An 18,088-nucleotide genomic window follows, 5' to 3' on the forward strand; every position below is an offset into this window, starting at 1 on the left:
AGTTTGTATTCTTATAGTGCTGATAAGTAAAGAGATTAAAATTTTCGGGGAGGTGGTTTGATGGTGAGTTTGTTAAATAAAAATTTTAAGTGTAGGGGGCAAAAGCACCGCGACGATGAAATTCTTCAACCCAATCACTCTAAATTTATGTCGGTTAATTGTTGTAAAAATGTTAAACAAATGATTATATCAAACGTATTATGTTTGTATTTAATAATCAAAAAGGAAGGAACATGCTGAACAAAAAACAAAGCGCCGTGATGTACTGGTGCTGTATAACCCTTTTAATGCTTGCTTTATCTCTTTCAAGTAAAGCTTCAGCCACGTTGATAAATAGTACTTTCGACAATGCCCTTACTGGATGGCAGGGCCAAGTCGATATTTTCGATGGGGTAAATGAATTGTTTTTTGTTGATGTAAACGATTTTTCCGATTTTTCTAATAATTTTTCTACAAATGCAGACACGCTTTTTCTATCGACGGATTTTCAAGGCGCCGATGAAATTTTTGGGGTGTACCTTTTTCAATCATTTACGGTAGGCGCTTCAGCGCACTCACTCTCACTGGCATTTAGTGCAGCCGCTGACTTCTTTCAGGTTGCACTATTCGACAGTAGCGCCAACCTTTTACATGACTTCAATACTGACGGAGCAATTGCTAATTTATCGGCACTGCGTGGGCAAGTGGTCTCGCTTGAGTTTGCTGTCGGTGACACGAACTTTTCGCTAGGCGATACGCTAACTGTTTCTAATATTCAACTAGTTCATACATCGGTAGCGGTTCCAGAGCCATTGAGTTTCCCCCTATGGCTAATGGCCTTAACTGGACTGTGGGTTCGCCGTAATTCTGTGACTTCGACTTATACACTTCGCTAATTCGTTTCAGGGAACATACCATGTTTAATCAAAAGCAAACTCTTAGCCACTGTGTGGCTAGGAAGCTAAGTACTTTTAATAAGAAACTTGTACAAAATTTACTGAGTAGGTCTCTTTACCGCGCCTCCTCACGTCCTACATTGTCTGTACTAAGTGCTATACCCGCGTTATTAACGCTCAATATGGCGCAAGCCCAAGTGGCGGAGATCATGCAATGGGAAGTCATAAGTGACACCGTTGTGGAGCAAAGTGACCAATATGTTAAGCGGGGTGTAGGGTATTTTACTGAAAACACCTTTACTTTATCAGAGTCGGTTAACCAAAGTGATACATTGCGCTTAGTCGTCACGCAAAGTAGCCATGAGGTTATAGAGCCAGACGGATACAACAATTTCAATCAACCCTACTTTAATATAACGGCTACTCAAAACAGCCACACTATATACTTTAGCCCAGCCCGAAAAGCGTTTGCCTATGACGTTGAGCTTCAACAACAAGTTCAACCGAGTAATGCTCTGGCATTTGCCTACGATTTTAATATTGACCAAGTACAGCTTGAAAATAACAACTGGGAAGGTTGGGTGTACCCCACGCGTAACCGAGGTGAAATGGTATTTGAGGCAGATGGTGGGAGAGATGAAACAGGAGCAATTAGCTATACCGATACCAGTGCTAATGTAAATATCACGCAAAATGGCATTAGATTTAACAACCGTACCAATCAGCCTAATATCAATCCGTGGACGGCGATGCTCGAAGGTGCCATAGGCAAAGATATCAATTCAGTCTCGCTATGGGTGAAGGTTGAAAAAGCGCAGCCAGGCAATGTAACGGTAAGGCACAATCTTGTTCCTTTCCCTGTGATTGATGACAGGAAAGGACCAACTATTAACGCGGGTATAGATATCGGCCCACAATACGAAATGATCATTCCGGGTTCCGAAAATGGCAACTGGGTGCAAGTTGAATTTATTGATTCTAAAACCGGCTTACGCAATTTTACTGTTCCTGATACGTGGCGCCATTTTGATGGCGAGTCATCTATTCAGGTTTACCCTCAGTTTTTATTTGATGGACTAGAGGTGGGTGACAAAGTCACCATAGATAACTACGCAATAAACGAAGGATCTTTGGACGAGGCGTGCTGTGCGCCAGTAGATGTTAGTGACACTGGAAACAGTGGCGGGAGCTCTTCAGGAGGAAGCGATAGCACTCCAGACATTAACGAACCAGATTATCAACTCGGTGATGTTCTTAACTTTAACTATACCTTTGATGAAAACAACTTGGCGCCAAACCAAGGCAGCCAAGGCTGGGTATATTCTGTTATCGACAGGGGAGCACTTAGTTTTGCCGATGGGGAAGGGAGAAATGGAGCGGCGCTTATCTATGAAGATACAAGTGAGAATATTAACCCAGAGCAAAACGGGTTTTACCTCCAGCAGTGGAATAATAGCCCGTTTACTGCAAGGTTTGATAACCACGGTCACATATTAAAAGAAGTATCTTTGTGGGTAAAAACTGACTTAGTGTCTGAAAAAGACATTGAACTCATTCACTACCTCCTTCCTTATGGTCTGGTTTCAGGTAATAAGCGAAATAATTACCCTGCTGCAGTTGAGGCGGCGCCACGTTATACAGGTACTATTCCAGCGAACAGCAAAGGCTGGGTTCAGTTAACGCTAACGCTCACTTCCGATTCAGAAGGTGATTTTATAATTCCGTCGACGTGGTCGGGCTACGAAGGAGGGGAATTCAACATTTACCCTGAATTTAAGTTTGCTGGCACCGAAGTAGGGGATAAACTTTATCTAGATGACTATTTTGTTGTATCAGAAGTTGGCGAGCCGCTACCCATCCCAACAGATTTCACTATTGCATACGATTTTGAAGAGGCAACCGTTAGCCAAACTAACGGATGGGGTTTTGTACTTGCAGATTTTGGTAGTGTTAGCCTAGAAGATAGTGGCGGTGTGAATAGTAGTAATGCTATCGGTTATACCGACACCAGTGTAAATACAGATATTAATAATCAATCTTTACTTTGGCACAAATGGGGCAACGCTAACCCTTGGAGCCAAGCTTTTGGTGGTGGTGCTGTAGACACTGAAATTCAGTCTGTAAGTTTAAATGTAAAAGTAATTAAAGGGGCAGGCAATTCAAATATAACCCCAGTAACGGTTAAGCATCACTTGTTACCGTGGAATGTGACCTTAAGCGGCGGTAAATCGGGCAAAGTTGCCGCAGCAAAGGCCATAACTGCTGACTACACCGCGACGGTTGAACCTGAAGATTTCGGTGACTGGGTAACCATAAGCTTTGTAGATGCAAACACCAATGAACTTGGCTTCTCTGTTCCGGAAAGCTGGATCCTCACTACGGGTAAAGATATTACAGATGTTCTACCCTCTTTCTATTTCGGCGGGTTAGAAGAAGGGGATAAGGTAATTATCGATGACTATCTGCTAGTGGGTGACAACGCGCTAGCCAGAAGCGGTGAAATTGAAAACGACGTCCCGTTGCCTGAATACGGCTATCATGATGGCAGCGGCACTTACACGGTAACACCCAGACCTGAACCCATAAGCGTTGAAGACTCTAGGTTTTATACGCCGCCATCGGCAACAGGCATTCAGCGCGATTTACTGGTTGATTATGCAGTTAATAACCAGGATTCAAACGACGATACGCAGGTTTTGCAGGAAGCTCTTGATGATATAAGCAATAATTTAGGCGGTGGAACGCTCTTAATTCCTGCCGGCGACTATTACTTTAGAAGCGTGCACCTTCGGTCAAATGTACAAATTGAGGTTGATGAAAACGCACGTTTTTATATGGCGCCTGGTGGTGGTTACAACACTTGGATGTTCGAAATGGGCTTTGCTAACCAAGGTAAAGCAGAAAATGTGAGCATGGTTGGGCTTGGCGATGGTTTTACTATCGACTTGTCTATCGACAGAACGCCAGAACCCAATGAGCGCATCGCTGTGTTTAGAATGGGTGACATAGAGAATTTCCGGTTTGCTAATTTCACTATTGAAGATAACAAGACTATCTTCGCTTCCTTTTTAGTTGGCGTAACACAGCGGGATAACGACCTACACTGGCCCGTAAACGGCATCATAGAAGATATTGACCAGCATAACTCATTGTTCGGTTACGGACTCGTTCAAACCTATGCGGCCGATAACATTCTTTTCAGGAATCTTCATAGCGAAGGCGGAATTACGCTAAGAATGGAAACAGATAACCTAAGTATGAAGGACTTCGGTAAAGGCGGTATTCGAGATATTTTTGCTGAGAATATTCAAGGAACAGATTGTTTAGCTCCCGTTATGTTTGGCCCTCATTTTCAAGAGAATGGGTCGGTACAGGTCAATGGTGTCGTCTCCAATGGTTGCAGTTTTGCCGTAAGGGTAGACGAAGGGTTCGTTGAACTATTTAGCCCTCAAGGAGAAAGTTACACGAGGAATCGATGGCGCGATGAAGTTAACGCTACTTATGGCGATGGCTGCGCCGACGTGACTTATGCTCGTGGTGCAAACCAATGGGCTACCCGCATTACGCCGACGAAAACGTGTTTAGATGCAGTGCATAATCGAACTAAACTTAAACCCGGATGGTTTGAAGAGTCTTACGTTTATAACGTTATGGCCAACTTTGATACCAATGCACACTTGAAGCTAGATAACTTAAATTTTGTAGCTAGCTGCGATAACATTTGTATTGCTTCGCCTGGGCAATGGTCGAGAAGAGGACAAGTTTTCCTCGGAGACTCTGTCGCTGCTATCGTAAATGAGCAAAAAGAAGGTGTGGATTACAATTTCAATATTAATATTGAACAACCCTCGTCTAATGGCTTTCCTAATGCGCATTACGAAAAGCTAGACAGCATCTCAATGCCTTTATCTTCTTGTCGTTCTAACTACCAAACTGCATTACCAAATTGTAGTGATGTAAGGTGGTATTAAACGTTAATCTTTAGCTGTTGATTGGTAAAAAGGAGCTGCTAGCTCCTTTTTATTTATCTTTAAAAAGTAAGTCAAAAAAGCGCTTGGCGCTAGGTGTAAAAGGGCGTTGGTTTAAATGTAGGAAAAAGAGTGTTCGAGCATTGGCATTTATTCCGTCCACCCGATGGATCTTTTTTAACTGACTTAATTCATCACACACTATATTAGGTAAAAAAGAAACGCCTAAGCCTTGTGACACAGCTCTGGCGATGGCTTCATTACTGCCCAGCCGTATTTCTTTGTCTACCGGCCAACCATTATTTTTTATGATTGATAGTGCAACTTCTCTTGTGCCTGAACCTTCTTCACGCAATAGCCATGTGCAGTCTAGGGCATTAAACTTTTCAGAATAAGAGACCCACAAGCCCATGGATTCGTTAACCCATGGTATCACTTGAATACTTTGTAAATGGGAAGGTCCTTCAACAAGGGCAACATCGAGCTGGGCATCAAGAAGCTTTTGCTCAACGTCACGGGAATTGGCAACCACGAGCTCTAGGTGAATATCAGGGTATTTGACTCGAAATTCTGCTAAATACGAAGGGAGCCAGTAGCTAGCCACTGTCGTGCTTGCCCCAACCGTGAGAGACCCTTTACCGGCATTCGCCATAAGCGCCATATCTTCAACGGCAGACTTCTCGATGGCAAAGATTCCTCTAGCATGTTCAAACAGTGTTTTTCCTGCTTCTGTCAGTATTAATGTTCGAGTGCTTGATGAACGCGCAATGAGTGAGAGCGAAAGGCTATGTTCTAGTTCTTTTACTGCTTTAGATACGGCTGGCTGACTAATAAAAAGCTGTTCAGCAGCACCTGTAAAAGAACCTAACCGAGCAACCCAATAATAGACGCGAAGAGCATTTAAATTTAATCGCATAACTAAAAGTTATTCACACATCGTTTATATGTATTGGAGTTATATTCTAACGGACGTTAGCTTACTGTCAACGCATCGACAGGAGTAGTGTATGAAAGCCCAAAATATTGCTGATAAAATTTTTAACGCCCCTCGAATACTTAGTTCTTCAATGTTCTTGGGCATTGTAAGCGTGATGCTCATTTCAATTATCTCGACTTACTTTTCGACGCTGCCTTTATTCGGGGAAATAGGGCTAAGTCCATTGACGATTGCGATTCTTGTTGGCGTGGTAATAGGCAATAGCCCCATAAACCGTGTTATGCATAGAATTGCAACTGGCGTCGACTTTTCTAAAAGCGTTTTGCTGAAGCTCGGGGTTATTTTGTTTGGACTGCGGATCACTTTTGAACAAATAGCACAGCTGGGTTGGTATGGTGTTTTGGTCGATGTAGTAGTAGTAGCAAGTGTGCTACTTGCTGCCTATCTTCTAGGTACCAAGCTTTTTAAGTTAGATTATCAAACGTCAATACTCATAGGCGCAGGAAGTGCAATTTGTGGCGCTGCTGCGGTTTTAGCAACTGAACCTGTGGTAAAAGCACAAGCGCACAAAGTCTCAATAGCGGTAGCCACGGTAGTACTTTTTGGTACCACGAGTATGTTTTTATACCCAGCGCTGTATCCGTACTTAGGTTTAACAGAGCATGCTTTTGGTATTTACATAGGGGCAACAGTGCATGAAGTTGCACAAGTTGTTGCTGCAGGTACTGCGGTTAATAATGAAGTCGCGAACGCGGCAGTAATTGAAAAAATGGTGCGCGTGATGCTACTTGCACCAACGCTTCTGTTTTTATCATGGGTACTTGCCAGAAAGGCAAATGCAATAGATGAGCATGCCTCAAACGACAAGCCAAAACTGATTATTCCGTGGTTTGCTGTTTTATTTGTAGTAGTGAGCGGCATTAACTCTCTTGAAATCATTCCGCCAGGTTTCCATCAAGGCCTATTAACTATAGATAACTATTTGTTATGCATGGCAATGGCTGCTCTTGGTCTTCGAACCCACCTCACTCCAATTTTCAATGTTGGATTTAAGCCAGTCTTACTCGCTGCATGTTTGTTTTTTATGTTAGTTGCAGGAGGGTATGGCTTGAGCTTTCTTATAGGTTGAATAAATTTAAGTGTAAAATTGCTTAACATCCCATAAACATATGATGTATATTAAGGTGGTATTTATTAAGTAGGCCAGATAAAAGATTAAGCATTATAGAGAACGAAATAAATGTTTGTTAAAAGTCAATTCATCAGCACTGCTAAAGGCGGCGAGTACTATAAAAACAAAATATCTAAAGTGCTCTTGGCTGTGCTGACTACTAATGCTTTCGCATGTGCAAATGGTGTGGAGCAAAACAAGGTAGGCTTTAATAGTGAAAATGTTAGCAACGAGCGTATTTTATTTAAGCAAGAGGTAAAACACCTTCCCCTCAAAAACAGCAATTTGCGCAAATGGGATGTAGCTACAGTGGCTGATCTTGACCAAGATGGGTTTCCCGATCTTTTGCTCAATGATCATGGTTTCAGCTTAAAAGTGTTGTGGAACAACAACGGACATTTTGCTAAGCCATACGACCTTATTATGGGTGATATGCACGGTATTACAGCAGGTGATTTTGATAAAGACGGAAGTATAGAAATCGCGGTTTCCAGAGGCGGTGGCTCTGGGAGTAACGCCAGAAACACCAAGCTTTTTCGGGTAGCGAAGAGCCGTGAAATTTCAACGGTACCAAATTTAGAACAGCCCATGCCTTTTATGCGTGGGCGAACCGTAAAGCTCGTCGACTTAAATCAAGATGGGTGGCTGGATTTACTTAACTTTGCTTTTCCTTCGCGTGAGATGCAGGGAAAAAGCGAAAGCTACGTATTCAATAATAGCCAGAATGGCCAGTTTGTTGAGGAAACAAAACTACCTGCGGTAAGAGGCGATGGTCAGAAAACACTTATCACCGATTTTAATAACGACGGGTTACCTGACTTAGTAGTTTACGGTAACGATGAAGCCAGAGCTTATCAAGCGAGTGATGCGTTCGAATATGAAGAGGTGACGAGTAGCGTTTTTCCTGCCTCGTTAAGCAATGTTACAAGTATCAATGAAATTGACTTTGATAACGATGGCGACTTTGACCTATTTGTCACTCGTTCGGTGGACTATCAACCTGGTCAAACGTTTTATGATAAAAAACGTCAATTATTAGGCTACTACTGGTTGCGAGGAGTACATAAATTTCCTCCTTTTCATGCAGGTCCGGTTATCGAGTTTGTTAACTTTCAAAGTCAGTGGCCTACAAAGGATCTATTTATTGGTGAGTCAGCTTATCCCTTTGCGTTTGAGGGTGAAACTCATATTGGACGAGATGTTCGAATCGTAAATAGTGATGCACTAGGGTTCCCTGACAAATTAGACAAAAAGGGCGCTTATATTGGTTACATTGGAAATGGGCAATGGCAATTCGCCGCTGCAACGTTTTCAATTTCAACCGGGGTAATAAAAGGGGTTACCGCATACCCTGAAATGCCAAAGCCAGAAGCGTTGGGTGATATGCTGCTGTTAAATACCGGCGGTACATTTGTTGATAACTCAACGCAGGCGGGAATTACCTATCAAGAAAATACGGTTTCATCAGCGGTAGCAGATATCAATAATGACGGCTACAGCGACCTTGTTATAGCTAAGAAAGGCGATCTTATTCACTCTAATAATGCACTCACTTTTCTGAATGAAAACGGAAAGGGTTTCAAGGCTATTACTGCTCACGGTATTACCAGTGAAGAACTAGGTGCACTAGGTCTTGGAGTTGAAGCATTAGACTACGACTTAGATGGCGCTGTTGACCTAATAATAGGTAATGATCGCGGCAAGTGGCACCTTTTGCGCAACACCAAAACACACCATAACTACATTGGTATACACGTTTCATCTTCGCCAAAGGCAAACGCTAACTCAGAAGGCGCGATAGTAGAAATTGAGGCATGCGGAAATAAGCAGAAAAAGAGAGTAGGACAAACCTCAGCAGCATATTCTTTGAGTTCAAATACGGCGTTACATTTTGGTTTGGGTAACTGTACTGGACCTGTGGCAGCAACGATTTCTTGGAGTAACAATGAGCAATCTTCACGAACTTTTGAATCGATAAACACTTACCAGCAATGGTCATTTTGACTTGAGGGCTAAAGCGTTTACGCAGAAGGTAAATATTAGAAGAATTCTTGAAATTTTACGTAGTGGTATAGAAGGACAATGAGATGACAAAGCGAAATCAAAACGTGCTTGGAATTTGGGCACTGTGTTTATCTATGATAGCCGTAGCATCGTTTGCTCATGGTAGTGAGCAAAAAAAGGGAGAACCCTCGGCAGAACACAAAAAACCGAATATCGTTTTTATCTTTTCTGACGATGCAGGCTATGGTGATTTTGGCTTCCACGGCAGTAAAGTTATGAAAACACCTAACTTGGATAAGCTGGCTGCTGAAGGGGTACGATTTGAGCAAGGTTATGTTTCAGACCCCACGTGCGGACCTTCTAGAGCAGGTTTATTAACTGGTCGCTATCAGCAGCGCTTTGGTTTCGAAGAGAACAATGTTCCTGGCTATATGAGTAAAAACTCTGCTCTAGATGGCGACCAAATGGGCGTGCCTGTCGAAGAAAAGATGATGGCTGCTTATCTAAAAGAACAGGGTTATACATCTGCCTATTATGGGAAGTGGCATTTAGGTGGTGCAGATAAATTTCATCCTCTAAATAAGGGTTTTGACGAGTTCTACGGTTTCCGTGGTGGCGCGCGCAGTTACTTTGCTTATGAAGAGGGCAAAGCACCATCAAAGCTAGAGTTGATGGAGCGCAATTTTGCTCAATACCAAGAGCCAAAAGGGTATTTAACGGATGAACTAGCCGATGAAGCGATAGATTTTATCGAGCGTAGTACAAAAGCGGATAAACCATTTTTTGTTTTCCTTTCATTTAACGCGCCTCACACACCGATGGAAGCAACAAAAGAAGACTTAGCTAAATTTCCTAACCTAACGGGGAAACGTAAAACGGTTGCAGCCATGATGTATGCCATGGACCGAGCCTCTGGAAAGGTACTAGGCACACTAGAACGCTTAGGTATTGAAGATAACACCTTAGTGGTTTTTACCAATGACAATGGTGGCCCCACAGATATGAATGCCTCGGATAATTTCCCGTTTAGTGGAACGAAGTCTAATCATTTAGAAGGCGGAGTGAGAGTCCCATACGTTATGAAATGGCCAGGCGTATTCAAACGAGGTACCACGTATCAGAACCCTGTTAGTACCTTAGATTTGCTTCCTACGTTCTTTGCAGCAGGTGGCGGTGATACTTCTACATTAGAAAATATAGACGGCGTTAACTTAATACCCTTTGTTCAAGGTTCAATTCAAGATGCGCCGCACGAGTTTCTTTATTGGAAAAAAGATACCCGGGCGACAGTACGCGCTGGAAACTGGAAATTAATGCGCTTTCCTGACCGCCCCGCTGAGCTTTACTACATAGACGGAGATGAAAAAGAGTACAGAGATGTCGCGGCAGATAACCCTGAACTCGTAAAGAAGCTGTTTAAGAAAATCTTTGAGTGGGAATCGACGTTAGAGAGACCTCGCTGGCTATTAGAGCGCAAGTTCGAAAATTACGATATCGACCGTATGGACCATTACTGGCACAAGCCATCTGACGAAAATGAGTCCGAAGGTAAGCTGCTAATTCGCCCCGCATCCGCGCACTAGAGGGAAATATGAGCAAAGCACATTGGTACAAGGAAATAACACTGAAGCGTTTTGCCGGTTTGATGCTGTGTGCAATCCCTATTTGGGGTTGCACCCAACTAAAAATAACGCCACAGGACACCGCATTAGAGAATAAGAATACGCTTTTTGCTCGAACCAATGACGTAATTCCTTTCACTACGTCTCTTCAAAGAAAATGGGGAGCCGCGGTTACCGCAGATGTCGACCAAGACGGATGGGATGATGTAATAACAACGCAACATGGTACGAATGCACTTATTTATTGGAATAACGAAGGTAAATTTTCCAAGCCAGTTGTATTAGTAACAGGCGACACTCATGGCTTAGGTGTGTCTGATTACGATGGCGACGGCAATATGGATATCGTTGTATCACCCGGTGGTGGCGATGGGGGAAATCCTAGACGACCTGTATATTTTAGCGTGGATACGCAACGAAATATCACTAAAGGTGGCACGTTCTCGCACTTTAGTGCCAGTAGAGGGCGAGCCATTAAGTTTTTAGAAGCCAACAGCGATAATAAGTTAGACTTATTCACAACGGGGTTCGCGCCTAAACGGGTAAAGTCGTTAACCACCAATCAACTGTATCTGAATTCAGGGGCAAGCTTTTCACACCCATTAACCTTATCTATCCCTCATGATGCGCTTTCGGTAAAAGCGATCGTTACTGATGTAAATAACGACAACATTTCCGATGTAATTACCTTCGGAGGTAAAGACATGACGCTATCGGTAGGGCAAGGGGACGGAAGCTATGTCGATAAAACAAAAGAAGTGTTAGGTGGTTTGGCTAATACCCATAATGTGATCAATATTGCAGAAATAGACTATGACAATGACGGGGACTTTGACTTATTTCTTGCCCGCAGTCCCTATCAATTTCAACAGGAATCTTACTACGACCCTAAAGAAAAAAACTTTGCTTTCTTTGTGTTCAGAAAAAACTTTATGTATGACGATATTACCATTGAAGGCGAAAATCTCATCTTGGAAAACATCCAAGAAACCTATGCAACCTATGATATCCAGTTAGGCAGCGAGCGAAAGGTTGTTGAAGCTAAGCGCACTGCGCACTATATGGATGGTCGCCTTGAGATTACACCGTCTGATGCGATGGGGTGGCCAGAAGGTGAAATACTTAAGGGCATGCATATTGGCTATATGGGTAACGGAAAATGGCGTGTTGGCGGCGCAGTTAAATCTCGTTTATCGGCGGTAATAAAAAATGTTGTTGATCATCCTGGTGAGATGAAGCGAAAGCCTATGCCAGCACTTTTACTCGAGAATCGTAGCGGTAAATTTGTTGATGTTACAAATAGCCTAGGTATTGACATACAAGAACAAACCACCAGTGTAGCCGCGGCAGATTTCAATAATGACGGCTTTATGGATTTAGCGATAACCCCTTATGGAAACATGGCGTTGCCCGTGGAGCATTATGTATTGATGAACGAAGGGGGGAAGGGATTTATAAAGCTTCCTCACGTTGGACTAACCTCTGATGAAATAGGTGCTACGGGTGTCGGGGTAACCGCGTTCGATTACGATCAAGACGGCCGTATGGACTTAGTTTACGGCAATGAAAGAGGGCGCTGGTATTTAGCTCAAAATCAGATACCAAAAAATGTTTTGGGCAACTTTATCAAGGTAGAAGTGGGAGCGTCTGCCAATCAACAAGCCCAGCCCACAGGCGCAAAAGTAACTATTACGGCTTGCGGCAAGCAGCAAATTCAACATGTAGGTGCCACTGGCGATGGCTTCCATCACATGCTACACAGCAAAATGCATTTTGGTATTGGTGCGTGCGATAGTGTTGAGAAAGTGCATGTTATATGGGCCAATGGGGAAGAAAAGTTTGTAGAGAATAAAGTGGCTGGAACTATGGTTAAACTATAAATTCTTCTTTCATAAACAATGCATTGAGTATCGGGAAGTAATGGACTACGTTTGCGACATTTCCGCTATGGAACCTTTAGAGTGTAATCTTATATTCTATAAGCAAACCGATAATCAATTTAAGGCCATTAACATTGAACTCATTTCTTTTTATAAGTTTTGGTTTATTCATTTCTTTCATCTCAATGTGCGCTTCGGCTGCCACTGTTTTTAAAAACGCAACAGTATGGACTGGGGTAGAGGGCAAGCAAGATCAGTCTATAGTAGCCATAGACAAGGAAAAGATTATCTATGTTGGAAACCATATACCAAAGCATTTAAAAGACGAGAAAACCATAGATCTCGATGGGAACTTTGTAATGCATGGCTTCACAGATAACCATGTGCACTTTATGGAAGGAGGTGCTGCGCTAGCTAGTATCGATTTAAGACCCGTTAACTCGCCAAAAGAATTTACTCAATTGATGGCGTCTTACGCAGAAACTTTGCCTGATCACCAATGGATATTAAACGGTAACTGGGATCATCAAAAATGGGGAGGTATGTTGCCCAATAAATCGTGGATTGATCCAGTTACATCGAATAATCCCGTTTATGTTATACGAATTGACGGACACCAAGCACTTGTGAATTCACTGGCCTTAGAGCTTGCAGGAATCGACCGCAACACACCAAACCCAAAAGGTGGCGTTATTGTACGGGACGAGCATGGCGAACCAACAGGGCTTTTAAAGGGGAATGCTCTTAATCTTATTTTAGATATCATTCCATCACCTAGTGAAAACGAATTGATGGAACAGTTCACTTTGGCCCAAGAACTTGCATTGAGCTTAGGGATATCAAAGGTACACGCTGTAACTGCTTACCCATCTGAAACAACCATGTTAGATATTTTTAAGCTTGCAGAAAGCCGCGGAATTATGAAAATTAGGGCGTTCGTTTCAACACCCATTGAATCGTGGGAAATGGCGGCTACAAACGTTGAAAAGCATGGTAGAGGCAACGATTTACTCTCTTATGGAGGCGTTAAAGGCTTTATCGATGGTTCCTTGGGGGCTCGAACTGCGTGGTTTCACGACGCCTATTCTGATGAACCCGACTACTATGGTTTACCTCTTAATGACCCAGAGCAATTTGCTACATGGATGACAAAGGCAAATGAAGCAGGCTTGGAGCTATCAATCCACGCGCTTGGCGATAAAGGTATAGACTTTGTCATAAATAAAATGGAAGAGTTAGGTAAAGGAGAGATTCGTAAAAAACGCTTCAGAATCGAGCATTTCCAACATCCCACCAAAAAGGCAATCAAAAAGCTAGCAGAGCTTGGCGTTATCGCGTCCATGCAGCCGTACCATGCAATAGATGATGGTCAGTGGGCTGAAGAAAGAATAGGCCGTGAACGACTACCCACCGCTTACGCGTTCAAATCTATTTTAGAGCAAGGCGGGTTGTTAACTTTTGGGTCGGATTGGCCCGTTGCACCTTTATCTCCGTTTGAAGGCATTTATGCCGCTGTTACAAGAAGCACTCTTGATAATGCCAACCCTAAGGGCTGGATTGCAGAGCAGAAAATATCTGTAGAGCAAGCATTGACCGCTTACACAGTGACTAATAGCTACGCACTGAATGCGGAGCAAAAAAGGGGAACTTTAGAAAAAGGCAAATCCGCTGATTTCGTGATTTTATCTCATGATCCTCGCGCAGTTCCTGCCAGCCAGATAAGAAATATTAAAGTTTTAAAACACTATATAAATGGTGAATTGGTTTACGAACATTAACATTCAATACTCACTATATGTTACATACCACTCATTACTTTTTAGGAATGTAACTAGCCTATGGTAAGCAGAAAGAAGTCAGAAAGCAGAAAGCAGAAACAGCCGACGTTTTTCCGCTAGGAGAACTAAGCGAATAGATATTCTCAGAAGAACTACTTCTAGTTACCTTGATTTTAATCATTGTTCTAGCCTAAAAGGGTGTTCAGCGGTTCCGGAACACCCTTGTACGACCTCTAATTTGTAACAACTCTTACGTACACTGTAGTAGAAAGATAAAGCAGTATCACTAGTAAAAAACTTTCGCTCAACGTAAGCGGTGAAAAACTCACTGAAGCACCCAGAATTGCTCCTAAAATCATTTGACATGCACTTACTATAGATACTGCTTTGCCAGTATCCTCAGTGAATTCGCTTAGCATCAATGAGGTAGAAGAGGCTATCAAGAAGATAAAGCCCGTACAGAAAAATAGAAATGCGCCTAGTATAAAATGCGCCTGATGCAGTGATACGATGGTAAGTAAGGCAGATATTACCACTATCATCTGCCCCACAGAAAACAAATACTCAAGTGATTTTTTCTCGACCAATTTGCCAAATATAATGCCTGATAAGAGCATCGAAAAACCAACAAATCCAAAATAGAATGAAAAGTTATATTCTGAAAAGCCAAGTTCATTTTGAGTAAGGGGGGACACTATGGTTACGTATAGCATCAAGGTACCAAGGGAAAAGACCGAGACCATGCCATATTGCTGGTACTTTTTATTTTTGAAGAAAGAGTAGTCGGCATCTAACTCTTTTTTATTGTTCCATTTCGGAGCATCCTTCGACGCGAGTAAGTAGGGAAATACAAAAACTCCGTAAATTGCCAGCCCGATAAATAACACTTGCCATTGGCCGGTAATCTCAAATATCCATGCGCCAAGAAGAGGGGTGACAGCTGGTGCAACATTCATCATCGAATTGATGTATCCGTATAACTTGGCGCCTTCCTTTTCATTAAAATTATCTTTAACCATGGCAAGTGCAGATAATGCGATGCCGCTTGTTGCAAACCCTTGAACACAGCGCAACGCGAGAAGTTGGTAAAATGTGCCGCTATAATAAATCGCAATACTTGTTAACGTAAAAACCGCAATAGAAACGGATACCAGCTTAAATGGGCCATGTTTGTCGTAAATATTGCCTACAAAAAATTGTCCCACCCCAAGCGCTAGCATATAGGCACTTAACGTCAAACCTCCATTGTGACCAAATTGTTCAGAAATAGTTGGTAAGGTCGAAATATAAAAATCTATGGCAAATGGGCTAAACATGACAAGCATCATAATTAGCGCGATTAACTTGGCTTGCGCTTTCATTAAATTCTCTATGTTGATAAAACAGGTGTTGTTGTGGCTTGGGTTTCAATGACTCAAGTAACGGTTTCAATGAACTAGCTGATTAGTCCGTTCACTATGTAAAAGGGTATGAATTTCGTTTCAACGTATTTAGTCATTCATATTTCATTAGAATTTGTCTCGCCACCGAGAGTGGCGAGGAGGAATGATAACGTAATTGCTTAAATCATATAACTGTAATGGATTTCAACAATGTAAACTTGCTCTAGTTCTCGGGATTATGAATTACTTTTTTTGTATATCTTCAGGCTTTTGCCACACGCGAATGTATTCCACTTCGAAATCTACAATACCGTCGTGTTTTTCGCCTTCAGGGCTGTTCTTTTCTAAATCTTCTAAGCTGTTTGGGTAGCCGTGCCATGGAAAGGTTTCCATATCCAACCATAGATTAATAGGGCGGGTGGCTACGTATCCATTGTAGTCATCAGGAAGGCCTTCACGGTTTTGTTTAGCCCATTGTGTAGCTTGTTCTGGTGTAACCGATGAAAATAGCTCTCCATCAATGTAATAGTTTATGCCGTCCTCGCTCCATTCAATACCGTAAACATGAAAGTCATCAGCCATTCTAAAGCCAAGTTGCTTTCTTTCTGTGTAACTAGGCTTACCCCCAACGGGTTTTTCCCAATCGCGAATAGACCACCATAGCTCGCTATCTAAATGGACTTTTTTAGGATCTTCTCGACTATCGCCAAATGACTCGAAAAAGTCGAACTCCATTTTTGGCCCCATAGACCAAAACGCACTGGTTACTTCCGCATCGGCAGATTTGCTTTTTATTTCAATGTAACCATAAGTGAACGAGCGGCGACCTATAAAACACGGCGTAGTAATATTTTCATGCTTCATGGGCTCACCAAACGTTGGCTTTCTAATCTCGTCAGTGAATGGAAAGTCTGGTTCCCAACGTGCTTCAAGCATTAGCTTTCCATCTTCTAAGCGATAGTTACGGCCTGAAAACTGAGACGGAGCCCGACCTTTCCACACCCATTTATCTGGGTCGTCAGGATGGACATATTGTGGTTTTCCATCTTTAAATTTGCCAACAATGAACCATCTATCTTCATCTACTTTATCTGCATCAAATTCGTCGCTTACTTCTTTGTTTAGTACCCAACCTCCGTTATTCATAGGGTCGGACAGAGGAAGGACTGGGGCAGCACTTGAGCTATAAGATACGCCCGCGCTTAACAAACATGTGCTTAAAAAAGTGGTTTTAAAAATTCTAGTTTTCATCAGTGGGTTTCCTACTATTAGCGCTTTATTTAGTGTTTTGGTTCGAAAAAACGAACGTAATCAACTTGCATTTGCTCGGGTAAAGCGCTGTCGTCTATGGCGGGGGTATTACCCAGGAAAGTACCTAAGCCGGTAAGCCAGATATTGACATCGTTGTGCTTATAGCGAGCTGCGGGAAATTCGGTTTCACTTACTAATTTTCCGTCAAAGTAGTAACGAACGTGGGTTTTAGTAAACTCCATGCCATAAATATGAAAGTCGGTAAGTAATGCGCCATCGCTAAAGCGAATTTGTTTTGTACCTACTTTATTCTGGGTACGTCCTTTATCTTCGGTACCTGGCTCTGGTTTCCACTGATGTGCATCGGTTTGGTAATGCGTAGGGTCGATAGAGTCATTTTCGAAAGGATCGAGCTCGATATGACTGTTAAGGGTAGGGTCATCTAATGGATTGAACGCAAGGCTGTCGTTGTTTTCGGGCTTGTGAAGGTATTGCATCATCCAAAAAGAACTATGCCACCCAGCGCCACTCGGGGTTTTCAAACGCGCTTCATAAAAGCCGTAGCGGAACAAGCGTTTTGAAATAATTCCTCCGCCAGTGTATTGCACGACTTCAGCAGGTACTTCACCTTCCTTTTGTCCAGGCTGAAGCCATTTATTGCCGGGGCACTCTACGCGCTCCTTCTTGAGCAAAATACGGTAAACCCCGTTAGATACCAGGTTATTTGCTTTTTCTTGCTTGCTCCAATGTTTACAGTCCAATCGATATTGCCACTTACTTTCATCAATTTCGTTTCCACTGAATTCATCGTGCCAGACTAATCGGTAGGCACTGTTCCTATTTTCATTCAAAATAGGGGAGACTTCAGGCGTTTGATCAAATGAACAGCCATTACACAGACTTACTATTAATAGTAGGGCGGGATTGCGATACTTTTCTAGCACGAGAGGCCTCCGTGGCTTTCTGGCTATCTATTGTTTCTATGTGCAATCAATTTAAACATAATATGTTTAAATTTGTAATACAATTTTAACGTTAAAGAGAAAAGCTTGAGGCCTTACATGCATAAATGTGAGCTTTGCCTCAGAAAAATAGAAAAGAGTTAGTAGCCTTACTGGGAAGCAAGGCTAATCGGTAGCAAGTGATTTGAAATACATGAAGTTTTCTCTGTCACCTAATTTTTGTGAAAAAGACATGCCCAACTCTATAAGTCTTCTGTC

General features: G+C 42.5%; 11 protein-coding genes. 7 read left to right on the plus strand and 4 right to left on the minus strand.

Translation table 11 applies throughout. From position 1 onward, the window contains the following. Window positions 1-233 precede the first annotated feature (233 nt). Together KL866_RS03205 and KL866_RS03210 are read left to right on the plus strand one after the other, a co-directional pair. Window positions 234-875 (plus strand): hypothetical protein, encoded by a 642-nt coding sequence (locus KL866_RS03205; protein WP_214993330.1) that lies wholly within the window; start codon window positions 234-236, stop codon window positions 873-875. A 20-nt stretch (window positions 876-895) separates the two neighbouring features. Beyond that, window positions 896-4,846 carry a hypothetical protein gene (locus tag KL866_RS03210; RefSeq protein ID WP_214993332.1) on the plus strand — a complete coding sequence of 1,317 codons (3,951 nt, stop codon included), beginning with the start codon at window positions 896-898 and terminating at the stop codon, window positions 4,844-4,846. A 49-nt stretch (window positions 4,847-4,895) separates the two neighbouring features. On the opposite strand, the gene KL866_RS03215 is transcribed toward KL866_RS03210, so the two are convergent. Next, window positions 4,896-5,759, minus strand: coding sequence for a LysR family transcriptional regulator (locus tag KL866_RS03215; protein ID WP_025255701.1), 864 nt, complete (start codon window positions 5,757-5,759; stop codon window positions 4,896-4,898). A 91-nt stretch (window positions 5,760-5,850) separates the two neighbouring features. Here KL866_RS03215 and KL866_RS03220 point away from each other — a divergent pair, with 91 nt between their 5' ends. From KL866_RS03220 to KL866_RS03240, 5 genes are all read left to right on the plus strand, one after another. Next, window positions 5,851-6,909, plus strand: a complete 1,059-nt coding sequence (locus KL866_RS03220; RefSeq protein ID WP_214993334.1) for a YeiH family protein — start codon at window positions 5,851-5,853, stop codon at window positions 6,907-6,909. Between the two features lie 111 nt (window positions 6,910-7,020). Beyond that, window positions 7,021-8,955 (plus strand): CRTAC1 family protein, encoded by a 1,935-nt coding sequence (locus tag KL866_RS03225; RefSeq protein WP_214993336.1) that lies wholly within the window; start codon window positions 7,021-7,023, stop codon window positions 8,953-8,955. Window positions 8,956-9,038: 83 nt separating this feature from the next. Next, on the plus strand, window positions 9,039-10,538 hold the full coding sequence (locus tag KL866_RS03230) for a sulfatase-like hydrolase/transferase (RefSeq protein ID WP_251139808.1): 1,500 nt from the start codon (window positions 9,039-9,041) through the stop codon (window positions 10,536-10,538). 8 nt (window positions 10,539-10,546) lie between these two features. Then, entirely contained in the window at window positions 10,547-12,457 is a 1,911-nt protein-coding gene (locus tag KL866_RS03235) for a CRTAC1 family protein (protein ID WP_214993338.1), read from the plus strand. Between the two features lie 134 nt (window positions 12,458-12,591). Next, on the plus strand, window positions 12,592-14,235 hold the full coding sequence (locus KL866_RS03240) for an amidohydrolase (RefSeq protein WP_214993339.1): 1,644 nt from the start codon (window positions 12,592-12,594) through the stop codon (window positions 14,233-14,235). Between the two features lie 233 nt (window positions 14,236-14,468). On the opposite strand, the gene KL866_RS03245 is transcribed toward KL866_RS03240, so the two are convergent. The 3 genes from KL866_RS03245 to KL866_RS03255 all read right to left on the minus strand — a co-directional run bounded on the left by KL866_RS03245 (window position 14,469) and on the right by KL866_RS03255 (window position 17,812). Then, complete coding sequence (locus KL866_RS03245; RefSeq protein WP_214993341.1) at window positions 14,469-15,596, minus strand: MFS transporter; 1,128 nt, start codon at window positions 15,594-15,596, stop codon at window positions 14,469-14,471. 264 nt (window positions 15,597-15,860) lie between these two features. Beyond that, window positions 15,861-16,868, minus strand: coding sequence for a family 16 glycosylhydrolase (locus KL866_RS03250; RefSeq protein ID WP_214993343.1), 1,008 nt, complete (start codon window positions 16,866-16,868; stop codon window positions 15,861-15,863). Window positions 16,869-16,897: 29 nt separating this feature from the next. Then, window positions 16,898-17,812 (minus strand): family 16 glycosylhydrolase, encoded by a 915-nt coding sequence (locus KL866_RS03255; RefSeq protein ID WP_214993345.1) that lies wholly within the window; start codon window positions 17,810-17,812, stop codon window positions 16,898-16,900. Window positions 17,813-18,088: the final 276 nt, after the last annotated feature.

The organism is Alteromonas sp. ALT199, assembly GCF_018619335.1.
GTDB lineage: Bacteria > Pseudomonadota > Gammaproteobacteria > Enterobacterales > Alteromonadaceae > Alteromonas.